At 57.8% G+C, this 25,651-nt stretch carries 11 protein-coding genes and 4 pseudogenes; 6 read left to right on the top strand and 9 right to left on the bottom strand.

Annotated elements, in window-relative coordinates; genetic code table 11:
- Positions 1-12: 12 nt before the first annotated feature.
- Positions 13-2,994: pseudogene (locus tag PQT43_RS31310) on the bottom strand (hemagglutinin repeat-containing protein); the annotation flags it as partial.
- Between PQT43_RS31310 and PQT43_RS31305 the strand changes: the two are divergent.
- A pseudogene (locus PQT43_RS31305) lies at positions 2,982-3,420 on the top strand (transposase); the annotation flags it as partial. The pseudogenes PQT43_RS31310 and PQT43_RS31305 sit on opposite strands and share 13 nt — an antisense overlap.
- A 51-nt stretch (positions 3,421-3,471) precedes the next feature.
- Here PQT43_RS31305 and PQT43_RS04470 read toward each other — a convergent pair.
- A complete protein-coding gene (locus PQT43_RS04470; protein WP_272753545.1) occupies positions 3,472-4,077 on the bottom strand; it encodes a hypothetical protein in 606 nt (201 codons plus the stop codon).
- A complete protein-coding gene (locus PQT43_RS04465) occupies positions 4,077-8,504 on the bottom strand; it encodes a DUF637 domain-containing protein (RefSeq protein WP_442962463.1) in 4,428 nt (1,475 codons plus the stop codon). The genes PQT43_RS04470 and PQT43_RS04465 overlap by 1 nt, the downstream gene beginning before the upstream one ends.
- Before the next feature lie 392 nt (positions 8,505-8,896).
- Here PQT43_RS04465 and PQT43_RS04460 point away from each other — a divergent pair, with 392 nt between their 5' ends.
- Entirely contained in the window at positions 8,897-9,178 is a 282-nt protein-coding gene (locus PQT43_RS04460) for a hypothetical protein (RefSeq protein WP_267269555.1), read from the top strand.
- Positions 9,179-9,245: 67 nt separating this feature from the next.
- On the opposite strand, the pseudogene PQT43_RS31300 reads toward PQT43_RS04460, so the two are convergent.
- From PQT43_RS31300 to PQT43_RS04440, 5 genes and pseudogenes are all read right to left on the bottom strand, one after another.
- Positions 9,246-9,398 (bottom strand): annotated as a pseudogene (locus tag PQT43_RS31300) (DUF2846 domain-containing protein); the annotation flags it as partial.
- A gap of 83 nt (positions 9,399-9,481) precedes the next feature.
- Entirely contained in the window at positions 9,482-9,652 is a 171-nt protein-coding gene (locus PQT43_RS04455) for a hypothetical protein (protein ID WP_267269554.1), read from the bottom strand.
- On the bottom strand, positions 9,643-10,008 hold the full coding sequence (locus PQT43_RS04450; protein WP_267269553.1) for a hypothetical protein: 366 nt from the start codon (positions 10,006-10,008) through the stop codon (positions 9,643-9,645). Before PQT43_RS04450 ends, PQT43_RS04455 begins: the two co-directional genes overlap by 10 nt.
- Positions 10,005-18,176 (bottom strand): two-partner secretion domain-containing protein, encoded by an 8,172-nt coding sequence (locus PQT43_RS04445; RefSeq protein WP_272753543.1) that lies wholly within the window; start codon positions 18,174-18,176, stop codon positions 10,005-10,007. The genes PQT43_RS04450 and PQT43_RS04445 overlap by 4 nt, the downstream gene beginning before the upstream one ends.
- 27 nt (positions 18,177-18,203) lie before the next feature.
- On the bottom strand, positions 18,204-19,946 hold the full coding sequence (locus PQT43_RS04440; RefSeq protein WP_272753542.1) for a ShlB/FhaC/HecB family hemolysin secretion/activation protein: 1,743 nt from the start codon (positions 19,944-19,946) through the stop codon (positions 18,204-18,206).
- A gap of 320 nt (positions 19,947-20,266) precedes the next feature.
- Here PQT43_RS04440 and PQT43_RS04435 point away from each other — a divergent pair, with 320 nt between their 5' ends.
- Together PQT43_RS04435 and PQT43_RS04430 are read left to right on the top strand one after the other, a co-directional pair.
- Positions 20,267-20,566, top strand: a complete 300-nt coding sequence (locus tag PQT43_RS04435) for a type II toxin-antitoxin system RelE/ParE family toxin (protein WP_123393354.1) — start codon at positions 20,267-20,269, stop codon at positions 20,564-20,566.
- Positions 20,563-20,871, top strand: coding sequence for an addiction module antidote protein (locus PQT43_RS04430; protein ID WP_103741196.1), 309 nt, complete (start codon positions 20,563-20,565; stop codon positions 20,869-20,871). The genes PQT43_RS04435 and PQT43_RS04430 overlap by 4 nt, the downstream gene beginning before the upstream one ends.
- A gap of 86 nt (positions 20,872-20,957) precedes the next feature.
- On the opposite strand, the gene PQT43_RS04425 is transcribed toward PQT43_RS04430, so the two are convergent.
- On the bottom strand, positions 20,958-22,298 hold the full coding sequence (locus PQT43_RS04425) for a DEAD/DEAH box helicase (protein WP_042941946.1): 1,341 nt from the start codon (positions 22,296-22,298) through the stop codon (positions 20,958-20,960).
- Between the two features lie 193 nt (positions 22,299-22,491).
- Here PQT43_RS04425 and PQT43_RS04420 point away from each other — a divergent pair.
- Both PQT43_RS04420 and PQT43_RS04415 read left to right on the top strand, forming a co-directional pair.
- Positions 22,492-23,253 (top strand): annotated as a pseudogene (locus PQT43_RS04420) (mechanosensitive ion channel family protein); the annotation flags it as partial.
- 594 nt (positions 23,254-23,847) lie between these two features.
- Positions 23,848-25,056: a tetratricopeptide repeat protein gene (locus tag PQT43_RS04415; protein ID WP_110651986.1), complete on the top strand. Its 1,209-nt coding sequence runs from the start codon at positions 23,848-23,850 to the stop codon at positions 25,054-25,056.
- The last annotated feature ends 595 nt before the right edge of the window (positions 25,057-25,651 follow it).

The following is a 25,651-nucleotide window of genomic DNA, read 5'->3' as shown; positions in this document are numbered from 1 at the left end:
CTACTTCCTCACTTAAAAAGGAAAACTTTCCCAGCCTTGGTTTCGGGCCATCTTCTGAACATCAAACCTATCAAAATTACGCATACCAGTAAAAATACCCTCTTCACCTTCAACAACCAAATTATACTTTGCCTTACTACCCACCCCTACTTTCTGAACAAAAACAACAGCACCATCCCTTTGATTGACTTTGTGTGTTGCATTGTTAATCACATCATCAACCTGTTTAAGATCCTTAAAACCATGACGTCGCAAGCTTTCAACCGAGTGACCTGTCAGTACACGCCCCTCAGGAGTGCTAGATGAATTAGCCATCACCCCCGGATTCAGCTTGTGCTCCGGAGTCACATAGGCACCATCCTTCTGCACCCCATCCAGTTGAGTACCGCCGGTATGTGGCGTTGTAATAACTCCGCCACCCTCAGCGTAGCCCCCACTGGCAGGATTCTCTCCTGATGCATCAACAATCGGATTGACCAGCTTTCGGTTTTCGTCATCAAGTAGATGAACTGGGAACGGCATGAGAATGACCATTTCCCAGGCTGCCATCGTAACCTTGAGTTGGTTCTGCATTTGCTCCTTTGTTAAAGCGAAATCTTGACTTACAGCTTTAATCATCGAATTAGCAGAGTTACGCATCCGCTCTTGACTTTCAGGTGTCAAAGTAGGATAGACCAGAGCCGCAGCAAGTGCTGCCATTGCTCCAGCATAGGCTACTCCTTGTACATAATTCTGCGCCGTTGTAGGAGAGCCTCTCAGAGTGGAAATCATTGCTGTCAGCTCAACTGATTTCTCAGGGCTTTCACGGACAATTTCCTTCATCCGAGCGAGGAGAATCTTTTCCCCATCGGAACTTAAGTCTCCCAACTGCTCCCTCAGGCGAAACTCAATAGCCTCCGCACGTCTGTTCTCATCCTTACTGAAGGCTTTTAGATAGTTTTCGGTTTCTACCAGAACTCTATTAATGTCTTCGGATGTGCCCTGAAGATTGTCTGGCGACGCGATTAGAACGCCCATGCTGGCCAAGAGAAGGGTCAGCTTTACCATCGTCTCCCGGCTTTTTTCCCCATACAACTCAACACTCTTCTTCCACTGCTCATACGCCTTCTTCGGGCTCGCCACCGCCCCAAGGGAAGAACTGCTCGCATACAGATCCGTACGCGACTCCTCATCCTTAGTGATCTCATACGCCTTGCTCACATCCCGGTTCAGCCCGGCGGTTGAATCGGCTCCGGTCTCGGCATCCTTGCGCACCACGATCTCGCCCGCCCCGACGGTGGCGCGCACGATCTGCTCGCGGTCCTTCTGGTAATCCCAGCCGCTGACGCTCCAGCCGGTTTCACCTTCCTTGCCTTTACCCACCTGGCTGCTGTCTTGTGTGGTGCCACTACCGGAGCTGTAGGTGCCGCCCACGTTCAGGTAATAGCCGTGTTCCTTGTCCTTGCCGGCGATATCGCTGAAGCCCAGGGTGCCGGTGTCCAGCTTGAGGTTGCCGTTGTCAGCAGCGATCAGCGCACCGTCGATTTGGGTGTGGTTTTCGGTGCGGATATCGACCTTGTTCTTGCCAGTGATGCGGGTTTGCTCTTCAACCCAGTCGGTCTTGCCGGTGGTCTGGCCATAACCGACTGAGCCACTGAGCCCCGGAGCAGGACCAAAGGTGGCGGTGACGCTGATGTCGAATTCCTTGCCCTTGACCTTGCCGGTGTCGGCGACCGAAGCGACGTTCAGGTCCCCCCCGACACGCCCGATCACTTCATCACCACGCAGGTTGGCACCAGAAATGTTGGTGTCCTTGCCACTGGTGAAGCCCAGACGGTCCCCGGCATAGAGATAAGCCTCTTGCTGGCGCTCGCCTTCACGCTCCAGATTGCCCTTGCCCATGCTGACGCTGGCGTAGACACCCACGCCTTCTGAACCAAAGGTGAAGCCCATCTCCCCACCACCACTGTTGCGGTTGTTCTCGCTGCTGTGGTCGTTCTGCGCGGCGCGGATGTTCAGGTCGTTACCGGCATCCAGGTCGATGTTGCGTCCGGCCTGGGCCTGGGTCCCGATCAGGTTCAGGTCGTTGCTGGCCTTGAGGTTGATGTCGCGCCCGGCATCCAGTTGGGTGGCGGTGGAGGAACCTTGGCTGCTCTCGGTGCTGGCGGTGCCGAAACTGCCGCCGACGCCGATCTTGAAGCCACCGCTGGTGCCGCCGTGAATGCCGCCCCACATCTCGGTGTTGCGGGTTTCCTCGCTGATGCTGCCTTTGGCCACATCCAGGGTGACGTCTCGCCCTTTAATGTTGATGTCGCGCCCGGCACCCAACTGGCTGCCCTTGACGGTCACGTCGTTGTTGGCCGTGAGGTTCAGGTCGTTGCCGGCCTGCAGGGTTGAAGAGCGGTTGCTCTGCTCGATGATCTCCTGGCTGCTGCTTTGCTTGCTGTTGCCAAGCTTGACGTCAGCGGTCGGCCCGGCGAGGAACTGGCTGACCGAGTCGACGGCCTTGAGGGTGCTGGAGGCTTTGCTGGTGTTGTTTTCACCGTCGCCGGCGCCGTTGACCGCGTCCTTGGTCTTGCCATAGTTGTGGTTAATGGTGACACCCAGGCCATTGCGCTCGCTTTCACGCTGCTGCTCGGTCACCCGCACTTCCCGGGCGGCGTCGATCTTGATGTCGCGGCCGGCCACCAGATTGATGTCGTGATCGGCCCGAAGGTCGGAACCGATCTGATTGATGTCGCGCTTTGCGTTGACCGACAGGTCTGCACCGGCGCTGATCTGGCTGGCGGCAGCGGTCTGGATTTCGACGCGGTTCTTTTCCTTGTTGCGCTCAGCACCGGCGAAGAAACTCACACCGTTGTCGTCACTGCTGACGCCCACGCCGACTTGCTTGCTCTTTTTCCAGTCCTGCTCCGCCGAGCTGTTCTGTGCCGCCACGACATTGACGTCACGTCCGGCGTCGAGGCTGACATTGCGCCCGGCGCTGATGCCGCTGCCCACCACGTTTGCGTCACGACAAGCCGGCCCTAAAGCTCATCAAGCAAGCCCCTGGACTTACTGCCGCGCAATCCAGAGAATCTGAAGAAGCCGGAGCAAGAGAGCCGTTTAAAGGAACTACTTGCTGCCAATCAATCGTTGATAACGGCTTATCTGATGAAGGATGAACTCAAAACGAGTCAACACGGTCTGGCACTGGAGAGCCACTTGAAAGCAATGACAGCACCATGCGCATGAAAGTGGGTACAAGCCTGATCCAGTTCTCCAAGCGACGTAAGACATACTGGCGAGATATCGTGATACCGGATTCGCTGACCGATGCATACCGGTCAGTTAAAAGGCATCAACAATCGAATAAAGGTTATCAAACGGATGCCACACGGTTATCGAGACAGTGAATTCTTTTTCATGAAAGTTAAGAACGTGCCTCCCGGCAATCCGTGAGGAGTAAAAATACAACATAAAAAACTCTTCACACTCTTTCCAAGACAAAATCTAGCCACTACCAAAAGGAGACTTCTTAATTACAGTTAACGCCATAATTCTCTGATCCGGTCTATCATCCAAATCACTTCCACAACCACCAACCTCCACCCCCCCATAGTTCTTGTCCGTATAGAACCACTCCTCAGCGCTATCATATTCTAACGCTGTGTAAGGTAGCAACTCGCACACCAAGTTTCCAAGCCCAAGCCCCTCTGGCAATTTCCCTTGATATGAATTTACAGGCATATCTTCTTCAGCAAGACACTCAAACATCCAAGCCTTAACAGCATATACTTTCCATTCATCAACAAGTACATGAAGAGCTCGCAACTCTATACCCGGATGATCGGATCTAGAATAGTACAACCGCCAATTAGTCAGTTCTAAGTCAACGACATAAAACCCATATCCACCTGCCCCATCCGGGCTGATTTTTCTTTCCATCCTTAAAACTGGAGAACCAAAAAAGCCATACAACCTTTCCGATTCATCACATACATAATTACTAAGAGCTTTTTCAAGATCATTCACATGCATGCCCAGAGAAATCCCTGCCAGTGAGCAGGATGGAACTATCGGAGCTGACCATGACAGCACAACATCATTAGGCTTCATCAGTGAGGCTCCCACATATTTTTCAAAGCATTGAATTTAACTTTTTGCCCTTGAGGATTCAAGTAAATTGTTTTCCTATCGTAAATAGGCTGCCCCTTCTCGAAGGTTGGGCGATACGTACCAGGATCAACAACTTTAACTTTACTACCATCAGAATAGGTAATTTTATAATACTCACCCATATGCGTAGACTGTTTAACCGCACCTATGGTCGAAGGACTGTATTGCACCTCTACAACTTTAGAAACCCCACCATCACTAGAACTAACCTTAAATACTTGAGCATTACCCGAAGTACCTTCTTTAGCTGAGGTTGTCACAGTCAAGCGATCCATAACAAATGACTGCTTTAGTTCTTCTATAGTCTTACCCCATACGCTGGCTGGTGTTTCAGCAATATTAGTTCGAGGCACACCGGCCTGCGCAGCCAATTCCTCACGCAATCCATCTCTAGCAATAGCAGATGTAGCAGGTAGCTCAACTACTTCATCACTAACTTTTGCAGCATTAGATACCTCAGATAATGCTTCATGAATCGAACACGATCCATTGTTACAGCTATAGCAAGGCCCAACGTTATGCACCCACGTACCAAGCTTACCAACATAGAACGTATGGCCAATGTCCACCGTCAGATTGTAGGTTCGCCCCTGAGGTTGCAGCAGCTCAACAGACTCCACCGTAATCGAACTGCCTTCACCAGCCCCATCCCCCAACGACTGCAGGCGATCACCGGATTTGAGCTCAATCAGAGGGACAAAACCCTTGCGTGCCGGAACATAGAATGGATGTCCGGGGGTCACCTCCAGCGTCTCCGACGATGCAACACCGTCGACACTGTCCTTTCTCAACCCCAAGCGATAGATAGGCTGATCAGTTCGAACATGAGTTGCGGTGATAGCTGCAGCGAAGGGTTCGCCACCCTGTTCAGGCTTGCTCCAAACAACATCACCGATCTTGAGCGTTTCAATAGCCCGCTCCCCTTTGGGAGTCGCGACCATAGTGCCGGCGGCAAAACAGCAGGGTTTATAGCCTGCCAGCTTGGCCTCGGACTGAGAGATCAACTTACTTCCTGTAGCGCCAGCAGCAGCTCCTTGCGTCGCCAACTCTTGGTCACGCAACGAGTTGGCAACCTTGCCAAGTTTGCCAGCCCGGTTGATAACCGCAAAATTCAGTGCAAACTCAGTCGCCCACTTCATCCTGACTTCAAGAGCGGCGCCAGGATTTCCCTGTAATTCGTACAAAAACGCCAAGTTCTCTGCATCCTGCTTGGCGCTATTAAAGGCAGCAATTACCTCTTGCGGGTTACTCGCAGCTCGTATCAAGCCATGGGTGACCCCATTGGCAGTGTTAGCCGTGTCTAATAACAACCCCTTGCCAAAGCCATAGAGATCCTCAGCACTGCCCTTAAGGGCACCGCCTATACCCTTTGCTGCCCCTGAGCCCTCTGCAAGAATGTCGAACTGGCGGTAATCGAGATTATTTTTATAGTAATCCCGCTGCTCTTTATCAGTGATGTACTCAAGATTAACCATCGGACTGAAGAAGTCAGCATGGGTAAACTCATAGTTTTTCAACATCGCCAAGGTTTCAGATGGCGTATAGGTTTTCCCCGGGCCAGGAGCGACAGGAATATCCCCTACAACCTCGGTCGGTGTGTCATAGAAAGCCCCCAGCGGTGCCAAGGCCTGTCCCAGATGCGCCAGAGTACTGTCCGCAAACACCACGCCTGATCTGCTCAGCTTTGTTTGCCAAGCCTTGTCCGTATAAAAAGCGAAGGCTTCAGCCAAACGTCGCTCTGCCTCTGCAACGCTGATTTTTTGTTCATCGGCCAACACCTTGGCCTGTTGCTGAATACGCTTACGCTCTTCGGGGTGCAGTTGACGGTTGTAAGCGGTAGCGTTCTTGGCAATCTCTGCGCCTTTAGCCACATCACCATTGACCGCAGCTGCAGCACTGATACCTATGAGCTGAGAAACCATCAGCTCAAGGTTCTTGTCGTTACCAATCAGTCCAGAAAGGCGAGTAATAAGCGCTTCACTGGCCCCCGCTGCTGCGGCACCAGTAGCGAAGTCCCCCCCTGTCGCCTTGCTGAGGGCACCGCCAACAAGCGCATGGAAGGCAATCTTTTCTACGCTACCTTCTTTCCAGTCGTACTCATCCGAAACGTCCCCGACCCAATTGAAAACACCAGCCTGCAGCAAGTGCTGCCCTTGTGCAGTGAGGGATTTGCTGAGGTTTTCACTGAAACTGCCGCCCTGAATGACGCTTTGCGCCCCTGCCTGAACAACTCCCTGAGCGCCGAGGTAGGCGCCGAACTTACCAAGATCCTTCACGCTGCCCAGATCAAAGCCTTTGGTCACTTTGTTGACGTTGTCGCCAGTGACCCCGAAGGCGTTATCCAGAACTCCGGCGGTGAAGCCTGCGGTCACCGCACCTGTGGCATAACCTTTGAGCGCGTCCTTGGAAGTGATGTCCTTTAACACCGCCCCCAGGTTGCCTTTGTTGTTGACGGTACTGACTGCAGCGCTACCGGCCATGGAGCTCAGAATGCTGCTGGCCATGACGTTGCCCCAACCGGCTGCAACGGTGGTGGTCGTCGTCACACCTCCGACCGTAGCGGTCGTCGTCGTTGCAGCAGCCATTGCCGAGCCCTGAGCAGCCCCGGTCGCGACAAGACCACTGGCTAAACCTGCCGTGAGGTAGCTCACCAGAATCATGATGACCAACTGGGCTCCAACCCCCAGCCCGGAGTGACTGTAGTCCCAGCTGTCGTGCAACTCCTTGACCCGGCGCCAATCCACATCGCCGCGCTTCTCGGCCTCCTTGAGCCATGCCAGTTGCGGATCGGCTTGCACCATGGCGTCGATGGTTTGGCTGATGGATTTCTGGTCGATTTGCTTGATGTCGATCTTCAGGCCATCAGCTGCCTTGATGATCAACTCGCCTTTGGCCATCAACTGGCTCTGACGCAAGGTTTCATCCGTGTTGCCCTTGCCCTTGGAACTGGTCCAAGCCAGATCCCCCTTACTTTGTTCGTGGCTTTCTTGAAGAAGATCCTTCACCCCTTCAAAGGTGATAGCGCCACCACTCTCCAGGGTCAGGTCCTTGCCACTCTCCAGCTTGGCGACCTGATACCTCTGGTCACCATCGCTCTTGAGCGTCAGGTTGCCACCAGCGCTGATCTCACTGCCAACATGGGTAACCCGGGTGACTTCATCGCGCTTGGTTTCCTTGCTGCCCCAGCCCCCCTTCTTCTTCATGTCATACAGCGAGTACTCACTGTCCTGCTCCGCCAGCAGGTTCAACTGACCACCAGCCACCAGATAGGCTTCATCCCCGGCCTTGACCTTGCTGGAAATCAGGGTCATGTCCTGGCCGGACTTGAGCATCACATCCCCGCCCGCCGTCACCGTGGTGGCTTGTTGGTGGACGCGATCCTCTTCGCTCTTGGTGGTACCGGTCTTGCTGGCCCAGTGTTGTTCATTGGCGGCCGAGGCCAGGGTCAGGTAGTCCTTGGCCGTCATCGAGACGTCGCCCTTGGCGTCGATCTGGCTAGCGACGGCGGTGATGTTGCCTCCGGCCTCAATGCTCAGGTCGCCGCCGCTCTCCAGGGTGGCGCCGTGCTGGGTTTTGCTCTGGTCGAGGTTGCCGATGCCGCGGTCGTTGCTGACCACTTGTTCGACGGCGTTGAGGCTGACGTTGCGACCGGCCTTGATGCGGGTGTCGCCACCGCTGTGCAGGACGCTGCCGTTGCTGTCGAAGTCCCGTTCGGCATCGACGCTCAGGCTGTTGCCGGCTTCGATACGGGCGGCGCTGTCAAGGAAGTCGCGACGCTGCTCGCGGACGTAGTCTTCGCTGCTGCTCTGGTGGGTGGTCAGGGTGCGGTCGTTGATCACGTCGCCCTGGGTGGTGGTCAGGGTCACGTCGCGCCCGGCGATGATGCCGCCGGCACGGTTGACCAGGTAGTTGCCCGCGAGCAGATCCTGGCGGTTGCCCGCCTCCGCCAACCCACCATTGACCAGGTTATCCCCCGCCACCGCCGACAGGTCATTGGCCGCGCGCAGGGTGCCGACGTTGTTCAAGTCCTTGCCGGCAATCAGGCTCACGTCCTTGCCGGCGATCAGGGAGCCGTTGGGCGCCAGGCGGTTGTTGGCCTGGGCCAGGTACAGCACTGGCACCAGCACTTGTTCGCCATTCACTTCATGGCTTTCCAGCCAGACGATGTCGTGGGTCAGGGCGGCGATTTGTTCGGAGGTCAGGGTCACGCCCACCGACAGGTCAAGCTGTTGCTTGCTCTGGATGGCGTTGTCCATCAGGTGCTTGAAGAGCTTTTCGTTGCTGTCCTGGCCGTCGATAAAGCGCTGGCCGGTGCGGGCCACCATGGCTTGCTGGATGAGTTTCTGTTCGTAGAAACCGTCCCCCAGGCGTTTGGCGCTTTCGTCCGGGTTGTAGCCGAGGTTGGACAGCAGGTAGTCCGAGCTCATGAACTGCTTGAGCTGTCAGCAAGATGTTTCCGGAGGTTTTTTATCCTCTTCGTGAGTTGCTACTACTCGTCCTCCACGTTACCCTTCAGCCTTCGCAGAAAATGCTGCGATTGGACTTGGCGGTCCAAACAGATATAGGCGCAACAGCGCCCCCAATACGATTGCAGGCGCTTTTTTTGCGCCCGCATTCTCGTGTTATGGCGGGTTGCGCAGGGACTCCTTCGGGAGTGCCAGGTCCTATATCCCTGGTCCGCCAACCTTGTGCAATCCGTCACCCTTACTCTGTTTGGCGGCAGAAGGTGATGGCTCAGATTGATATAGGAGTAAGATCCATGACGACTCTGAATCGATACATGCCGATTACCGGCCATGACTGCAACATTCCCTCGCTGTTGATCGATACCCAGGCCCCCATTGACGTCCTCCACGATGCAGCGGCGTATCGCATTCGCGCTGTGACTCAACTACTTGAGAACCTCTCGGTTTCTGATGAAGCGCCCAAAGGTACAGTTGTACTGCAGGAGCTGTCGCTGGTGTGCAGCATTCTGCTGCGCGATGGGTGTGATTTGATGGATGTAACAACGAGGCGAATGCAGGAACAGGTGCTCCAGTAAGCCCAAAAGGGCGGCTTGAAAGTCGCCCCTTCTCTCTCAGTAGATCGGATACCTATCGTTCAAAGGCTTACTTGCTTTCTTTGGCAATAGTGCCCTGACCTGCATCCTTGACTAGATAACGCCCCTCCACATCACTTAACACCTTCAAGCTGTTGCGAGCCATCATCACGCCAACTTTCACTTCTTACTTAATGCAGATAAACTTGCCTGCCTTATCAGAAAAACAACAATACGCCTCATTAATCACAAACCCACACTTATTAATTATTTCCTCTATACCATCCAACAAGCATCCTGATAGATTCAGAGAGTTGAAAAAGCTTTCAACACCCACTCAATATCAATATCACAGCCTATTTCATCAAAAACATACTCACCCATCACCTTACAAACTGAATAACCTACTTCACCACCAAAAACCTGCACCAACTCCAAACCAAAAACGAAACCCAAACAATACTTAATTAACCCCATTTAAACTCAGGACTAACAACACAATAAAGCCCAGCAGAAAGAAGAATATTTTTAACTCGCAATACATCCACAGCCTGCCCGACAAATACTAAAGAAGAATCTTTCTTTAGAATTTCCCTAGACATTATAAAATTACAGCCCACCACCTCAGATACTGCTTTTATGTGATCTTTATTCTTATAGTCACCACCACACCGAACCTCATATTTTGCTTCATCAATTTTAATACCTGAAATATTTGTCGTCACTACAGACCAGCCGCACTCAGGGCATCTTAGCCCTTTAGTGCTATTCTCGTTGAAGATTTCCAGCCCCCCTCCACATCGCTCACATAACATAGAATCGAACCTCTTCATTCTGGCTTACCAGGAGTAAATATTTTAAACGTTCCTAGATTCGATAGATCAGGCAAATTCTGATTCAACGAAGACCTCGGAGCAACTACCATTTTACCGTCACCATAAGCCCAAACCAAATTAGTCGGTGCCTTCACCGCCACCCCCATTTTGTTTGCCAAATTCTGAGCGAATCCAGCGTCACAAGCTCCCGTATCACACGACAACAATCGAATTGGTTGACCATTATAATTAGGATTATTTTCGATAAGCTTTGAAACTACTCTTTGATCAGCCATAACCGTGCCATTAGGTGTAACAATTTCTATTTTCTGTTTACTTCCATGAGCTACCACATCAAAAAAGCCGTCAGCATCAATATCAGATCTCTTAGAAGCATTTTTGAAGAACTGATCAGCGTCACCCATAAAATTAATTGGTCCGGGAGTCACCTTACCTGTTGAGACACCTATCTCTTTTGCAGCGTTGGCACCAGCTTGCTCCTTAAGTAAAACAGAAGCTCCCGTCCCATTCGCGAGCTTAGCCGCGCCCTTGAAGAGGACAATCTCAAGCGCCGCCCTAGCCGCAGCAGTCCCATAGTCGCGCATCGGGCTGACATCGCCAGGATAGTTCTCTGAGCTAAACGAATTGAGGACTTTACTGCCTTGAGTGTATTCGTACGGAGCAAACAACTGGCCCGTCGCCTGCCATCCATCATGGAACGAGAGCGTACCCCCCAATGCAGAGAAAGTAGGCAGTGCGCAACCTAAACCCGTGACGCAGGCCGGAGTAGTCAATATCGCACCGCCGAATCCGGCAGCTGCACCAACCGCTCCCAAGACTGCTCGGCTAGCATTACCTGAGCGACTAAGCTCTTTGTCGTTTCTTAGAAGTTCATCATTCGCCTTGTCCCATGCTCCATACTCATCAAAAGCTCCGGTGCCCATGAGCTTGGCTTGCGCATCCTTGAAGTTACGCCCATCCGCCTCAAGCTGTGCAACGGCGTTATACAAGGGATCATCAGGAGGAACCGAAGACAAGCAGTTTACCAAGGCACAGGCAGCGGCCCGAAGCTGGTAGGCATTCTCTGGGTCTTCGCGCTGTAGTTCCTCAAGGGCAAGGGTTTCTTTCTGGTGCAGTTGGCGATTGTATTCATCGGCCATCTGCGCAACCCATGAAGCCTTGTTGACATCACCTCCAGCAGCACCCGCTACCGCCAATCCAACAATTTGTGAGAATCCCTGCCTCAAAGCAGGCTGCTGATCAAAGATGTCATTCAACACTTGCGCCATGGCCTGACTGGCGCCAGCGGCGATAGCTCCTGTCTTGAAGTCACCTCCTGTAGCACTAGACACCGCGCCACCAAACAAGGCATGCATCGCGACTCTGGCTGCGCCCCCCTCAGCCCACATAGCCATCCCCGTTGTATCACCAGCATTCTTTGCAGCTTGCCAATGCTCTTGCGCATACCCCCCAACGAAGTTAAACGCAGTAGCGGCGACTACGTTTCCAGCTTGAGAAACCAGGCTTGCATTCAGGTTCTGAGTAAAACTACCTCCATCAATGGCGGTTTTAATCGCCCCTGCTGCCACCCCCTGAGCTCCCGCATGTGCTGCGAAACCACCAATACCCTCCAGTGTTCTGAGATCAAATCCTTTGGTGAGGCCATTAAAGGGTTTGGTTTGTCCCCCTAGCTGAGGATCTATAACTCCCGTGGTGAATCCAGCGGTCAGGCTCGATATTGCAGCGCCTTTCAAGCTGTCACTGCTGAAAGTTTCCTTGAACGCTGCGCCAAGATTGCCCTTGTTGTTGATGACACTGACAGCCCCGGTGCTGGCCATTGAAGTCAGGCCGGCCGTAACCATGGCGTTGCCCCAACCGGCAGCAACAAAGGTGCCTGCAGAAGCCCCAACGGTGGAAACCCCGCCAGCCGCCATAACGGTGCCACTACCTGCAGAACCGGCACCCGCAAATGCCGTACCCACCGCGCCACTCGCCGCGCCTGCGGTCAAAACAGTCACGATGATAATGATGGCCAGCATCGCCCCTTGGCCAAGCCCGGAATGGCTGTATTTGTAACTGTCATGGACCTCTTTCACCCTGCGCCAGTCCACATCGCCGCGCTTCTCGGCCTCCTTGAGCCAGGCCAGTTGCGGATCGGCTTGCACCATGGCGTCGATGGTCTGACTGATGGACTTTTGGTCGATTTGCTTGAGGTCGATCTTCAAACCATCGGTGGCTTTGATGATCAATTCGCCCTTAGCCACCAACTGACTCTGACGCAAAGTCTCATCGGTGTTGCCCTTACCCTTGGCACTGGTCCAGGCGAGGCTGTTACTGCTCTTCTCATGACTCTCTTGGTGCAGGTCCTTCACCCCTTCAAAGGTGATAGCGCCACCACTCTCCAGGGTCAGGTCCTTGCCACTCTCCAGCTTGGCAACCTGGTACTTCTGGTCACCGTCACTCTTGAGCGTCAGGTTGCCACCAGCGCTGATCTCACTGCCAACATGGGTAACCCGGGTGACTTCATCGCGCTTGGTTTCCTTGCTGCCCCAGCCCCCCTTCTTCTTCATGTCATACAGCGAATGCTCACTGTCCTGCTCCGCCAGCAGGTTCAGTTCGCCACCAGCCACCAGATAGGCTTCATCCCCAGCCTTGACCTTGCTGGAAATCAGGGTCATGTCCTGGCCAGCCTTGAGCATCACATCCCCGCCCGCCGTCACCGTGGTGGCTTGTTGGTGGACGCGATCCTCTTCGCTCTTGGTGGTACCGGTCTTGCTGGCCCAGTGTTGTTCATTGGCGGCCGAGGCCAGGGTCAGGTGGTCCTTGGCCGTCATCGAGACGTCGCCCTTGGCGTCGATCTGGCTGGCGACGGCGGTGACGTTGCCTCCGGCCTCAATGCTCAGGTCACCGCTGCTCTCCAGGGTGGCGCCGTGCTGGGTTTTGCTCTGGTCGAGGTTGCCGATGCCGCGGTCGTTGCTGACCACTTGTTCGACGGCGTTGAGGCTGACGTTGCGACCGGCCTTGATGCGGGTGTCGCCACCGCTGTGCAGGACGCTGCCGTTACTGTCGAAGTCCCGTTCGGCATCGATGCTCAGGCTGTTGCCGGCTTCGATGCGGGCGGCGCTGTCGAGGAAGTCGCGGCGCTGCTCGCGGACGTAGTCTTCGCTACTGCTCTGGTGGGTGGTCAGGGTGCGGTCGTTGATCACGTCGCCCTGGGTGGTGGTCAGGGTCACATCGCGCCCGGCGATGATGCCGCCGGCGCGGTTGACCAGATGGTTGCCCGCCAGTAGATCCTGGCGGTTGCCCGCCTCCACCAACCCACTATTAACCAGGTTCTCCCCCGCCACCGCCGACAGATCATTAGCCGCGCGCAGGGTGCCGACGTTGTTCAAGTCCTTGCCGGCAATCAGGTTCACGTCCTTGCCGGCGATCAGGGAGCCGTTGGGCGCCAGGCGGTTGTTGGCCTGGGCCAGGTACAGCACTGGCACCAGCACCTGTTCGCCATTCACTTCATGGCTTTCCAGCCAGACGATGTCGTGGGTCAGGGCAGCGATTTGTTCGGAGGTCAGGGTCACGCCCACCGACAGGTCAAGCTGTTGCTTGCTCTGGATGGCGTTGTCCATCAGGTGCTTGAAGAGCTTTTCGTTGCTGTCCTGGCCGTCGATAAAGCGCTGGCCGGTGCGGGCCACCATGGCTTGCTGGATGAGTTTCTGTTCGTAGAAGCCATCACCCAGGCGTTTGGCGCTTTCATCGGGGTTGTAGCCGAGGTTGGACAACAGGTAGTCCGAGCTCATGAACTGCTTGAGGTTGGTCAGCGCCGGGTTGGTTTCGATCAGGTACTTGTGCGGCCGGGACAGGCTCGCGGCGTCCGGCAGGCCGGCGATCTGCGCAGGCGTCGGGGCCTGGGCCAAGGTGCTGCCCTGACCGCTGAGGCGGAACAGGCCGTTGCCGCTGGTGGGCAGGGTGAAGCCCGGCAGTACCAGGGGGTTGACCTGTTGCTGGGCCAGTTCCGGGGGCAGTTGCGGGTTGATCCGGATCGGCGTCGAGTAGCCGTTGCCAACGCCGGTGTCGGTCAGGGTCTTGCCGGCGCCGACGTACTCGTAGAAGGAGCGGATCACGCTGTTGTCGAGGGTTTTATCAGCCTTGAGGTTGACCTTGCCGCCAGCCTGGATGGTGGCGGCGAAGGATTGGTCGCCATCCACTACTTTGCTGCTGGAGGACAGCAATACCCCGGTCCAGGCGATAAAGGCGCTGAGGTCGGAAGCAAAGCTGGCAGACGGAGTCGGGTTGTTGCGGGCGTTGAACGCGGCGGCACGGGCGGCGGCGTTGCCGGTTTCGTTGACGTAGCTCTGATACCGCCGCAGGGTGGTGATTTCCTGGGGTTGCAGGCCCTGGTTGTGGACGGTCTCGGCTTTGACGTTGATGTCGCCGGCCGCGGTGATCAGGCTGCTGGTGTTGGTCAGGATCTGGGTGTCGATCTGTAGGTCCGCGCCGCTGTTGAGGCTGGCGGCGGCGCTGCTGTTGGTCACCCGCAAGCGGTCGGTCTCGGCCACTTCCCATAGGCCGTTGATGCGACCACCGCCACGGTCGTCGCAACCAATCCACTCACACGGCAAGCGAGTGATACTGGCAGCGCTCTTTTCGTGCTCGGTGTACTCCAGCACGTCCATGACGTTGTTGACGGTGCTGGCGGCGATGCTCAGCTTGCCGAGGCTTTCGATATCCCCGGAACGGTTGTCCAGCAGGTCGGCGCGGGTTTGCTGGTCGTCCTTGGCGATCAGCGCGGTGCCCAGGCTGTACACCTGGGCGTAGCGGTTGGTGAAGCTCGTGGTCAGCAGCTGCATATTGCCGCCGCTGGAGATCAGGCCGTGGTCATTGACCAGGGTGGCGGCGGTGAGGTTCAGGTCTTCGCCGCTGCCCAGGGTGCCGTGGTTGTTGATGCTGGCGGCCGTGAGGTGCAGGTTCTGCTTGGCGGTGATGCGCCCGGCGCTGTTCAGCGCGCCGTCGACCTTCAGGGTGCTGTTGGCGCCGCCGGCGATGCTGGCGCTGTCCGCCAGGTCCAGTTGGGCGGCATGCAGGTCCAGTTGCCCGAGGCTGCTCAGGCGCCCCTTGCCGCTGTAGTTGCCGCTCAGGTCGAGGTTGAGCGCGGCGTCGCTGCCGATCAGGCCGTCGTTGCTCCAGTGGCTGCCGCTGCCGGTCAGGCCGTTGCCCGCCAGGAGCTGGCCATCGGCGGTCTGGGTCAGGTGGTCGACCTTGACCAGCAACTGGTCGGCCTGGATTGCACTGCTGTTGGTCCAGCGCTCGGCCTCCAGGGTCAGTTGGCCGGCGGTCTTCAGGCGACCGCCGACGTCTTCGAGGTTGGCCATGGAGATGCCGAACACGCCGCTGCCGCTGTGCAGCAGGCTGCCGCCGCGGTTGTTGAAGCCGCCGGCGTCGAAGGCCAGGTCGTGGTTGGCGGTTTCCAGGAGGCCGTCGCGGTTGTCGAAGGTGCCGCCGATATCGAAGCGGGTTTTGCTCACCAGGCCCAGGGACCGCAGTTGCCCGCGCTGGTTGTCCAGGCTGGCGGCGGCGGTGGCCAGGGTGCTGCGGCTTTCGATCAGGCCCTGGCGGTTGTCCAGGGCACCAGCGAGTTCCAGCTCGATCTGCCGGGCGCTGATCTGGCCGGCGCTGTTGTCCAGGTCCTTGGCGCTGATATGCAGGCCCTGCTGGGCGAAGAGCGCGCCGTCGCGGTTGTCGAGGCGGCCACCGGCAGCGGTTTCCAGGGTGGCGGCGCCGTTGAGGGCGGACACCTTGCCGGCCCTGTTGTCGAGGTGGCCCGCCTTGAGCGTCAGGTCGCCCTGCTGGGCAATGATCTGCCCGCCCTGGTTGCCGGCAGCGGCGGCAACCTCAAGGCCCAGGGTGGTCTTGGTCTGCAGCAGGCCCTTGGCGTTATCCAGGCGCTCGGCATTGAGTTGCAGGTCGGCTTCGCGGCTGAGGATCTCGCCGCCATCGCTGTTCTGCACTTCGCCACTGGCGCTGATCAACACCGAGTCATTGGCCGCGACACGGCCTTTCTGACGGTTGTCCAAGTGTTCGGTGAACAGCCGCAGCCACTGCTGGCTGGAGAGTTCGCCGCCCTGGTTCTCAACCTTAGTGCTGCGCTTGAGCAGCAAAGGGCCGGCGGCAGACAGCGTGCCCTGGTTGTTGATCAAGTGTCCCAGCAGATCAAGGGTGACGCCCTGCTTGCCGGTGAAGGTGCCGTGGCTGTTGTCCAGGTCACTGCCGATGAATTCCAGGTCGCCAGTGGCGTTGACTGTGCCGCCCTGGTTGCCCAGGGCCATGGCCTGCAGGGTCAGGGTGGCGGCGCTGTCGATGGAGCCGCCCTGGCTGTTGTCCAGCCGGTCGCTGAGTTTGAGGCTCTGTGCACCCGCGCTGGAGATCACGCCCTTGAAGCTGTTGTCGAGGCTCGCGGCCTTGACGTCCAGGGCCTGCTGGCTGACCAGGGCGCCGCCCTGGCTGTTGTTCAAGGCATTGCTGAGGGTGATGTCGACACCACCCTTGAGGCTGGAGACGGTGCCTTTGTTGCTGTTGTTCAGGCCGGTGCCCTTGAGGGTCAGGCCCTGCCAGCCCGACAGCAGCCCGCCCTGGTTGTCCAGTTCCGCAGTACCGGTAATCTCCAGGGTCTGTTGCGCCAGCACCACGCCGGTGAGGTTGTCCATGCCGGCCAGCACCAGGGTGCTGCTGCCCTGGCTCGACAGCTCGCCACCGCTGTTGCCCAAGTGGCCCAGGGTGGCGTTGAGGGACTGCTGACTCTTGATCAGGCCGCCCTGGCCGTTGCGCACTTGCTCGGCATTGAGTTGCAGGCGCTCGGCGCTCAGCAGCTTGCCCTGATGGCTGTTATCCAGAGTCCCAGCGCTGACCGTTACCTGGCGCTGCCCACTCAGGGTGCCGCCCTGGTTGTTCAGGGTCTGCTTGGTCGTGACCGTCAGATCACGGCTGGCCACCACGCTCTTGCCGCTGTTGTTCAGGTTTTGCGCCGTCAGGGTGACATCACCGTTCGGGTTGCGGCTGTTGTCGAGGTTGACCCCGGCTTCGATGATGCCGTGGTTGTTCAGTTGCCCGCCGCTGCCCAGATTGATGCTGTTGGCCGCCGCCAGGGTGCTGTGGTTGTTCAGGTCGTCTTGGGTTTGCACCTTGAGATCGGTGCCGGCGTAGACCGCGCCCTGAGCATCGAGGCTTTGCGCCTTGATCGCCACCGCGCCCTTCTCGGCAGTGGCGTCGGCCATGCGCAACTGGCCATTGGCATCCAGTTGGATATCACCGCCACTGGCGATCAGTTTGCCGTCGAGCTTGACCCCGACCCCAGCCTCAGTACCCACCAGCTTGATGGCCCCGGCGTACATGCCGCCCAGGGCGGATGAGTCGATCGCCAGTTGCGGCGCATCCGTCGGGTTGGTGGTCCGCGCCGTGGCGTTCAAGGTCTTGGCGTCGACATCGTTGGCCCCGGCAATCACCGCCAGGTGCTTGGCCTGGATCTCGGCGTTGATTTTCGCACTGCGGGTGATGATTTCGAACTGGTCGATATTGCTCGCGTTGAGCCCCGCGCCTTCAATGGCGACGCTGCCTTGATCCACCTGGTAACGCTGGAGCTGGCCGTTCTCGATCACCGGTTTGCCGGTGGTCAGGGTGGCCTTGGGGGTGTTGATAAAGCCGCAGCCGTTGCAGCTGACGCCGTATGGGTTGGCAACGATGACGTGGGCCGATTGCCCGGCCACTTCGGTGTAGCCCTTGAGCTGGCTGGGGCTGCCGCCGTTGACTTCGTTGAGGATGACATTCGCCGCGCGGCCACCCAGGTTGGGGTTGCCGAGGATGATCCCGCCGAGTTGGGTTTCCTGGGTGCGGTTGATGGCGTTGTTGAGGATCACGCCCTGCTGGCCGACGTTGTAGTCGCTGAACTGGTTGTGGGACAGCCCGCTGCCGTTGGGCGCGGCAATGTTGACGATGGGCACGCCATTGCCGGCCTGACCCAGTGTGGTGCCGCTGCCGTTGACCACGATGCCGTCGGCCATCGCCACCACGGGCTGCCAGAACATCATGTTGGCGAGGATGAACGCCAGTCCGCGCTTGGACAGCCCCCAGAACGTATCCCGCGCTTGCAGGGTGGCGGAAGGCTGGCGGGCCAGAAAGGCAAACTGACGAGCGTCCATGTCATGTATCTCGGGTAAAGAGCGGAATTAAAGGAACAGGTCCAGACGGAAATAGATCGGGGCTTCGCCTTCACTCAGGGCTTCGGGCCGTTCGAGGGAGTGGGCAAAGGTCACGCTGGCGGCGAGGTTCTTGCCGCGGGCAAAGAACTCGATGGAGTCGCTGGAGACCCGGCCATGCTGCTCGGCGTTGTAGCGGTCGTTGCGGATCGCGCCGAGGTCATAGCCCAGCCCCGTGCCGTACTCGGCGAACACCGGGCGCAGCCAGTCCCAGGTCACCGGGCGACTCCAGCGCAGGTCGTTGCGCCAGTAGTAGCCGCTGTCGCCATTGAGGCTCTGGTCCTTGTAGCCACGGATCGAGGACTGGCTGCCCAGGCTCATGCGTTGCGAGCTGAACAGCACATCCTCGCTGCGCTGGCCGGTGACCAGGCTGCTGAACACCAGGGACTCGTCCCACAGCTTGAACGGCTGCAGGTAGCTGGCGGTGGCGGTGTACTTGCGGTAGCGGGCGTTGGCCTGGCGATTGCCGTATTTGTCGCGCTGGTTTTCGCGCTGGGCATCGAAGGCGCCAATACCGTCCTGCAGCCCCAGGTCGAGGTTGAGGAAGGCACTGCCGATACGCCGGCCGTGGTTGATGCCGAACTGGGCTTCGCTGAGGCGGTTGCTGCTGTTACTCAGCTTGCTGTCTTCGATGTAGTTGTTGGTGCGCAGGTAGCTCAGGCCGCTGTTCAGCGAGGTCTTGCTCACGGCATCGCGGTGGATCACTCGCTCAAGGCGCAGTTGATGGTTCTGGCTGTCGCCGGTCTGCTTGAAGTTGAAGCCCACGGCCTGGGCCAGGGAGCGGTATTCGCTCTGGCTGTAGCTGTAGCTGAGGTTCCACCAGCCAAACGGCAGGTTGTAGTAGAGCATGGCGTTGCGCGAGGTTTTCTGGTGGTCGCTGACGGCGTCGTGGCCGCCGCGCAACACCAGTTGGTCGGCCAATCCCAGAGGGCTGTCCCATTCGAAAGAGCTGCCCCACTGCTGCTCGCCGGTGCTCTTCTGGCCCTCGTTGCTGCGCGACAGACCGACGCGCCAGGGCTTTTGCGGGTTGTTCTTGACCAGGACTTCACTGCCGCCCACGGCCTGCCCCGGGGCCAGTTCCATCTGCGCCTGGTTCGACGGCAGGCGGTTGAGCTGGTCCACCATCTGTTCGATCTGCCGCAAGTTGAGCAGCTCACCGCTGCTGCCGGGAAAGGCCATGTTCAGTTCGCGGGCTGTGAACTTGCTGCCCTCGGCGGCCTTGAGCCCTTCGAGCTTGCCCTCTACCACCAGCACCTGCAGGTGGCCGCTGGACAGGTCCTGTTGCGGCAGATAGGCGCGGCTGGTGACCAGGCCCTTCTCGATGTAGCGGTTGGTGATGACCTTGAGCAGCTCGTTGAGCTGGGCCACCCCCAGGCACTGGCCGATATAGGGCTTGAGCAGGCTCTCGCGTTCGCTGACGGACAGCGAATCGGCGCCTTTGAGCTGGATGTCTTGAATCGGGAAGCAGCGACTGTCGGCAGGCGCGCTGGGCGCTACAGGCGCGGCGCTCTTGCCGGGCAGGTCCTTGAGTTCTTCGAGACGCCGCTGCTGTTCTTCCAGCAGGCGGTTCTGCCGGTCGCGGATCAAGTCCTGGTCACCGGGGTTGAAGGTCGGTGCGGGCAAGGGGGCGGCAATCGCCATGGACAGCGGGACTGTCAGCAGCAGGCAGGACAAGGCACGGCACAACCTCATCCCGAGGGTGGGGATAGACATATTCGGTCCTTCGAACGGGCAGCAAGGGTCAAGACAGGGTGCGCGATATTAATGTGCCACCATCTTGACGTCAAATAAGCGCTGAACACCCCGACAAACTGCGTATCCCCGCATAATCCGGGCACTGGAGCGGGTGCCGATACTAGATAGAGCCCGGCAAGCGACACATCAGATGCTTCTGAATCTTCAGGAAAGTTTTCTTGGCAGCGGGCTGTTGATCGACCAGCAACCCAAGGAACTGGCCCACACCGAGAAAAAGCCCGAGTCGAGTCCGTGCTACCCCTCTTGCTAAAACGTATCCAAATGGATACGTTTGCTGCATGAAATATCTCATCCAACAAACCCAGTCCTTTGCCAGATGGCACTCATCACTGAAGGACTTGCGCGCAAAAATCTCCATTGCCCGCCGCATCGATCGCGCTGCAACAGGCAATCTGGGGGATGTGAAATCCGTGGGAGAAGGTATTTCGGAACTGCGCGTGGACGTGGGTCCCGGGTATCGGCTGTACTTCACCCAGCGTGGCGGCGTGATCATTGTGTTGCTGGCAGGCGGGGACAAATCCTCTCAAGACGCGGACATTCGCCGGGCAAAGATATTGGCAAAGGACCTTTCAACATGACCCAGATATTGACCCACTTCGACATGGCCGAGTTGCTGGACAGCGACCAGGCCATCGCAGAGTACCTGTCACAAGTGCTGGCCGACGGTGATACCGAGGAGTTTCTTCGAGCCATCGGCTACGTAGCCAAAGCTCGGGGTATGTCCCAGATTGCCCGGGATGCCGGGATGGGCCGGGAAAGCCTGTACAAGGCTTTTGCCCCGGGCTCAAAACCGCGATTCGACACCGTCTTGAAGGTCATTCATGCCTTGGGGATCGATCTGCAGGCCCAGCCAGGGCATGTGGAGAAACCCAAGGCCAGTTGAGCCATCGAGGCCCGGAGTAGCTCTGAAAGCCAGCCAAAAAAAACCCGGACCAGGTCCGGGTTTTTCGTTTACCGCTGGCCGCTGGCTTATTCAGCTGCCGGCGCCTGTGGCTTGCGGCGCTTGAGCGGCGCCAGACCGTCCTGGCTGACCAGGCTGTCGCTTTTCGGCCGGTTGGCGGTCTTGCGCTTGGTCGGGGCCTTGGCCACGGACTTTTTCTTGTCGCCCTTGGCGTCGGTCTTTTTCTTCTTCACGCCAACGGCCTTGCCGGACGCCTTGACCTTTTTCGGGCCGCTGTAGGTGCCTTTGACTTCCTTGATGGTGCGGCGCTCGAAGCTCTGCTTGAGGTAGCGCTCGATGCTCGACATCAGGTTCCAGTCACCGTGGCAGATCAGCGAGATGGCCAGGCCATCGTTGCCAGCACGGCCAGTACGACCGATGCGGTGCACGTATTCGTCGCCGCTGCGCGGCATGTCGAAGTTGATCACCAGGTCCAGGCCATCAACGTCCAGGCCACGGGCGGCGACGTCGGTGGCCACCAGGATCTTGACCCCGCCCTGCTTCAGGCGATCGATGGCCAGCTTGCGGTCCTTCTGGTCCTTCTCGCCGTGCAGGACGAAAGCCTTGTAATCCTGCGCCACCAGGCGGCCGTAGATGCGGTCGGCCATGGCCCGGGTGTTGGTGAAGACGATGGCCTTCTGATAGGTCTCGTTGGCCAGCAGCCAGTTGACGATCTGTTCTTTGTGCTGGTTGTGGTCGGCGGTGATGATCTGCTGACGGGTGGTTTCGTTCAGCTGGCTGACACTGTTGAGTTGCAGGTGCTCAGGGTTGTTGAGGACCTTGGCGACCATCTCGCGCAGGCCGGAGCCGCCGGTGGTAGCGGAGAACAGCATGGTCTGCTGGCGGTTCGGGCATTCGTCCACCAGGCGCTGCACGTCTTCGGCAAAGCCCATGTCGAGCATGCGGTCGGCTTCGTCGAGCACCAGCACTTCGACTTCCTTGAGGTCGAGGTTGCCGGCGTTGAGTTGCTCCAGCATGCGCCCCGGGGTGCCGATGAGGATGTCCGGCACCTTGCGCAGCATGGCGGCCTGAACCTTGAAGTCTTCACCGCCGGTGATCAGGCCGGACTTGATGAAGGTGAACTGGGAGAAACGCTCGACTTCCTTGAGGGTCTGCTGGGCCAGTTCCCGGGTCGGCAACAGGATCAGGGTCTTGATGCTGACGCGGATCTTCGCTGGGCCGATCAGACGATTAAGGATTGGCAGGACAAAGGCCGCGGTCTTGCCGCTGCCGGTCTGTGCCGTCACCCGCAGGTCACGCCCTTGCAGCGCGAGCGGAATAGCCGCTGCTTGCACCGGCGTCGGCTCGACAAATTTAAGCTCGGCCACGGCTTTGAGCAGGCGTTCGTGCAGGGCGAATTGGGAAAACACGGGTGCTACCTCGAAGATATGCAAAAAAACAGCTGCATAGGGTAACGGTTTCGAGCGCGCAGGCCGAGTTTCTTTGTGCAAACGGTGGCAAAGAGTTGGTTTTTTGTTAGCCGATTTGTCCTTAACCGTAACTTTCCCAGGGTTAAATGCTCTAATCCTGCCCTTGTGCCTCATAGAAGAATCGTTTTAGCCCATGGATTTCAAACAGCTCTGGCTCAATACCCAGGACCTCTGGGGAGCCCTCGATCAACACCCTCTCCTGCACGCCGGCATCGGCCTGGCCCTGTTACTGGTGATCGCTCTGGTGCTCGGACGAGTGGCCCGCTACCTGATCCTGCACGCCGTCAGGCTGCTGGGCCGCCAGCCGTCCCTGCACTGGCTCAATGATCTGCGCCACAACAAGGTGTTCCACCGCCTGGCGCAAATGACCCCGTCCCTGGTGATCCAGTTCGGCCTGCACCTGGTGCCGGAGCTGAGCAAGACCAGCCTGCTGTTCCTCGGCAACCTGGCCATGGCCTTCACCATCCTGTTCCAGCTCCTGGCCCTGAGCGCCCTGCTCAACGCCCTGCTGGACATCTACGCGCGCACCGAACACGCCCGCACCCGCTCGATCAAGGGCTACGTGCAACTGGCGAAGATGGTGCTGTACGTGTTTGGCGCAATCATCATCGTCGCCACCCTGATCGACCGCTCGCCGCTGTTGCTGCTGTCCGGTCTGGGCGCCATGTCGGCGGTGATCCTGTTGGTCTACAAGGACACCCTGCTGTCCTTCGTCGCCAGCGTGCAGTTGACCAGCAACGACATGCTGCGGGTCGGCGACTGGATCGAGATGCCCCAGGTGGGCGCCGACGGCGATGTGGTGGACATCACCCTGCACACGGTCAAGGTGCAGAACTTCGACAAGACCATCGTCTCCATCCCGACCTGGCGCTTGATGAGCGAGTCGTTCAAGAACTCGATCCAAGCACCTCATATCTACTACTATTTAATCTCAAAGCCCTATATGGCATAGCCCTCTAGATAGTACGAGTACTATCGCTAATACTACTATCTTACTAACTCCCCCCCCCCGGCAGGTCTCGATCACACGCCCCGCTGATCCAAACCGATAGCTGACTACGCCCACCCGTTTGAGGCTCCCTCAGCACTCTGCACCTACAACAGCGCCGCCTTTGACCAGATCAACCACTGCTCAGAGGTGATGAACGCGGGAGAAATTACCGTCACGGTGAGGCGCCCAAGAGTGGTCGCCTCGCGTACTGGCGCAAGACCCTCGAAGCACGGCGGCCTGGTGGCGAGGACTCATAGGTTAATCAGGGGAAGGTGGTGCAGGCTCACAACCGACCCGGTTTCCGAATCCGTGATTCTTTCCGGGTATTGACATGACCGCAAAGATCCCTATGCTAGAAGCGTCGTGTAGGCCACGCGACACGGGATCTGAGCCGCGCCCGTTTCCATGATGCACTGGCCAGACAATTAGTGATGTAAATCAGCACAGCCACCAAGCGGCAGGGCTCTGCTTAACTATTGTCTAAAATCAGGTGCAATCATGACCCATACCCCTACCCCCCGTATCCCTCGCTGGCTTCGTGAAAAAGAAGCGCAGCACGACCAAAATCGCGTTTTCAACCCTGACTTCCTGCTGCTCCCCAACGGCCAGCCTGTCCGAGAGCTGCGACTTGCAGGTACAGACGTCAACGCCTACTGCCTTGAGCGGTTCAACACATCGCTGGACGACTTGATAGAGGCCGCGCGGCAACGCTTTGAGCTCGCGACTGACAGCGCGGCTTATTTGCTGGCTGGAGTCATGGCTGGCATCAAGCTTGGCGAGCCCGGCGCGCTTCAAGAGAGTCTCCTGCAGGACGTCGAGCACAACCTACTTGCCTGTGCCCTCCAGGATTACTCCGATGCCAAAATGCAGTTGGGCCTGCTCTACTGCTCAGCGGGCAAGTACTTCGGACACACCGAGGAAGAAGGCCTGACCTGGATGCTGAAGGCCTTCGAGAGCAAGCACTCCGACGCAGCTGCTGAGCTTGGCATTTACTACCTGCGAAAAGAGCGCTGGGACAAGGCTGAGCAGTACCTGCGCAAGGGCGATAAGCGAAAATGCGCGATGTCGGCCTTCAAGCTGGCCCAGATGCACCACCAAGGAGCCGGACGCATCGAGCAGAACATCCAAAAGGCCTTCAAGCTTTACGGGCAAGCCTCTATGCGTGGATACCCTGACGCTACAGTCGAGATGGTTGAACTGTACTTGAACGATCCTCAGGCTTTCTCCCTACACGCTACCCCCGAGGAGTTGCTGCGCGAAGCGATTGCGGACGGACTCCCCAGAGCCATGTTCTGGCTCGCCGACCTCTTCGAGCAAGGTCAGCACGTGCAGCAAGACCTGGACGAGGCGGTAGCGCTTTACCAGCAGGCAGCAGATCACGGGTTTGCTGTAGCCCAACTGATAATGGGCAATATCTACGAAGACAGTCGCCCAGCGACCTTCTCCGTACCCAAGGACATCGATCAAGCCATTCACTGGTATAAGCGTGCGGCGAACAACCCTGAGAACGATGAGGTACGCAAACGCGCCTTCCTTGCGCTAGGCGATATCGGGATGAGGACACATCAGTACGAGCATGCCCGTGATTGCTTTCTGAACGCAACGCGTTTTGGTTCCGTCTCGGGTCACCGTCTGGCCGCCGAAGCCGCTCAACTTCACGACGCACAGCAGTTCAACAAGGGGGGGCAAATAACATGGCCAAACTGATTGCTTGCCCCCACTGTGAAGATGGTTACACCAGCTGCTTTGCCTGCCAAGGAGGTCGTGGGATGGTTACGTGCCCAGACTGCGGTGGTGACGGCAACTGGTACGATCCGGATGCTGAAAAGCTGCGTGAGTGCAACCGTTGCGAGGGTGAAGGCGCTGTCGACGCGCAAGACTGTGGTCATTGTGGCGGCCAGGGTTCGGTTCTGTGCGTTCCTTGCCACGGAACAGGCCAACTCTCTGAAGACGACTGCATGACCTGTGGCGGGTCAGAGGAGATTACCTGTCGGCTGTGTCACGGCAGCGGTGAAGGGCGGGATGAAGATGAGGGCGCCTGCGAACGATGTGACGGCTCGGGCAAGCAAAGCTGCCCAGCCTGTACGTAAGACCGCCTGAGGGTGAACAAGCCGGCGAGTTCGTACTCGCCGGTTCTTGCTCACATCTACACCTACATCTTTACCAGCATCAGAGCAGCTTCAGCACCTTCCCCAGCGCATCGAGAGTTCCGGGCTTGAAGACTGCTCTCCCCTTCTGATCCAGCACATCGCCCAAGCCGCCCTCCTGCAGTTTGAAATCGTTCACCAGAGCTAGAAATCAT

The organism is Pseudomonas sp. BLCC-B112 (assembly GCF_028550695.1).
GTDB classification, from domain to species: domain Bacteria; phylum Pseudomonadota; class Gammaproteobacteria; order Pseudomonadales; family Pseudomonadaceae; genus Aquipseudomonas; species Aquipseudomonas danubii.
This window is presented reverse-complemented; position numbering and strand designations above follow the sequence as displayed.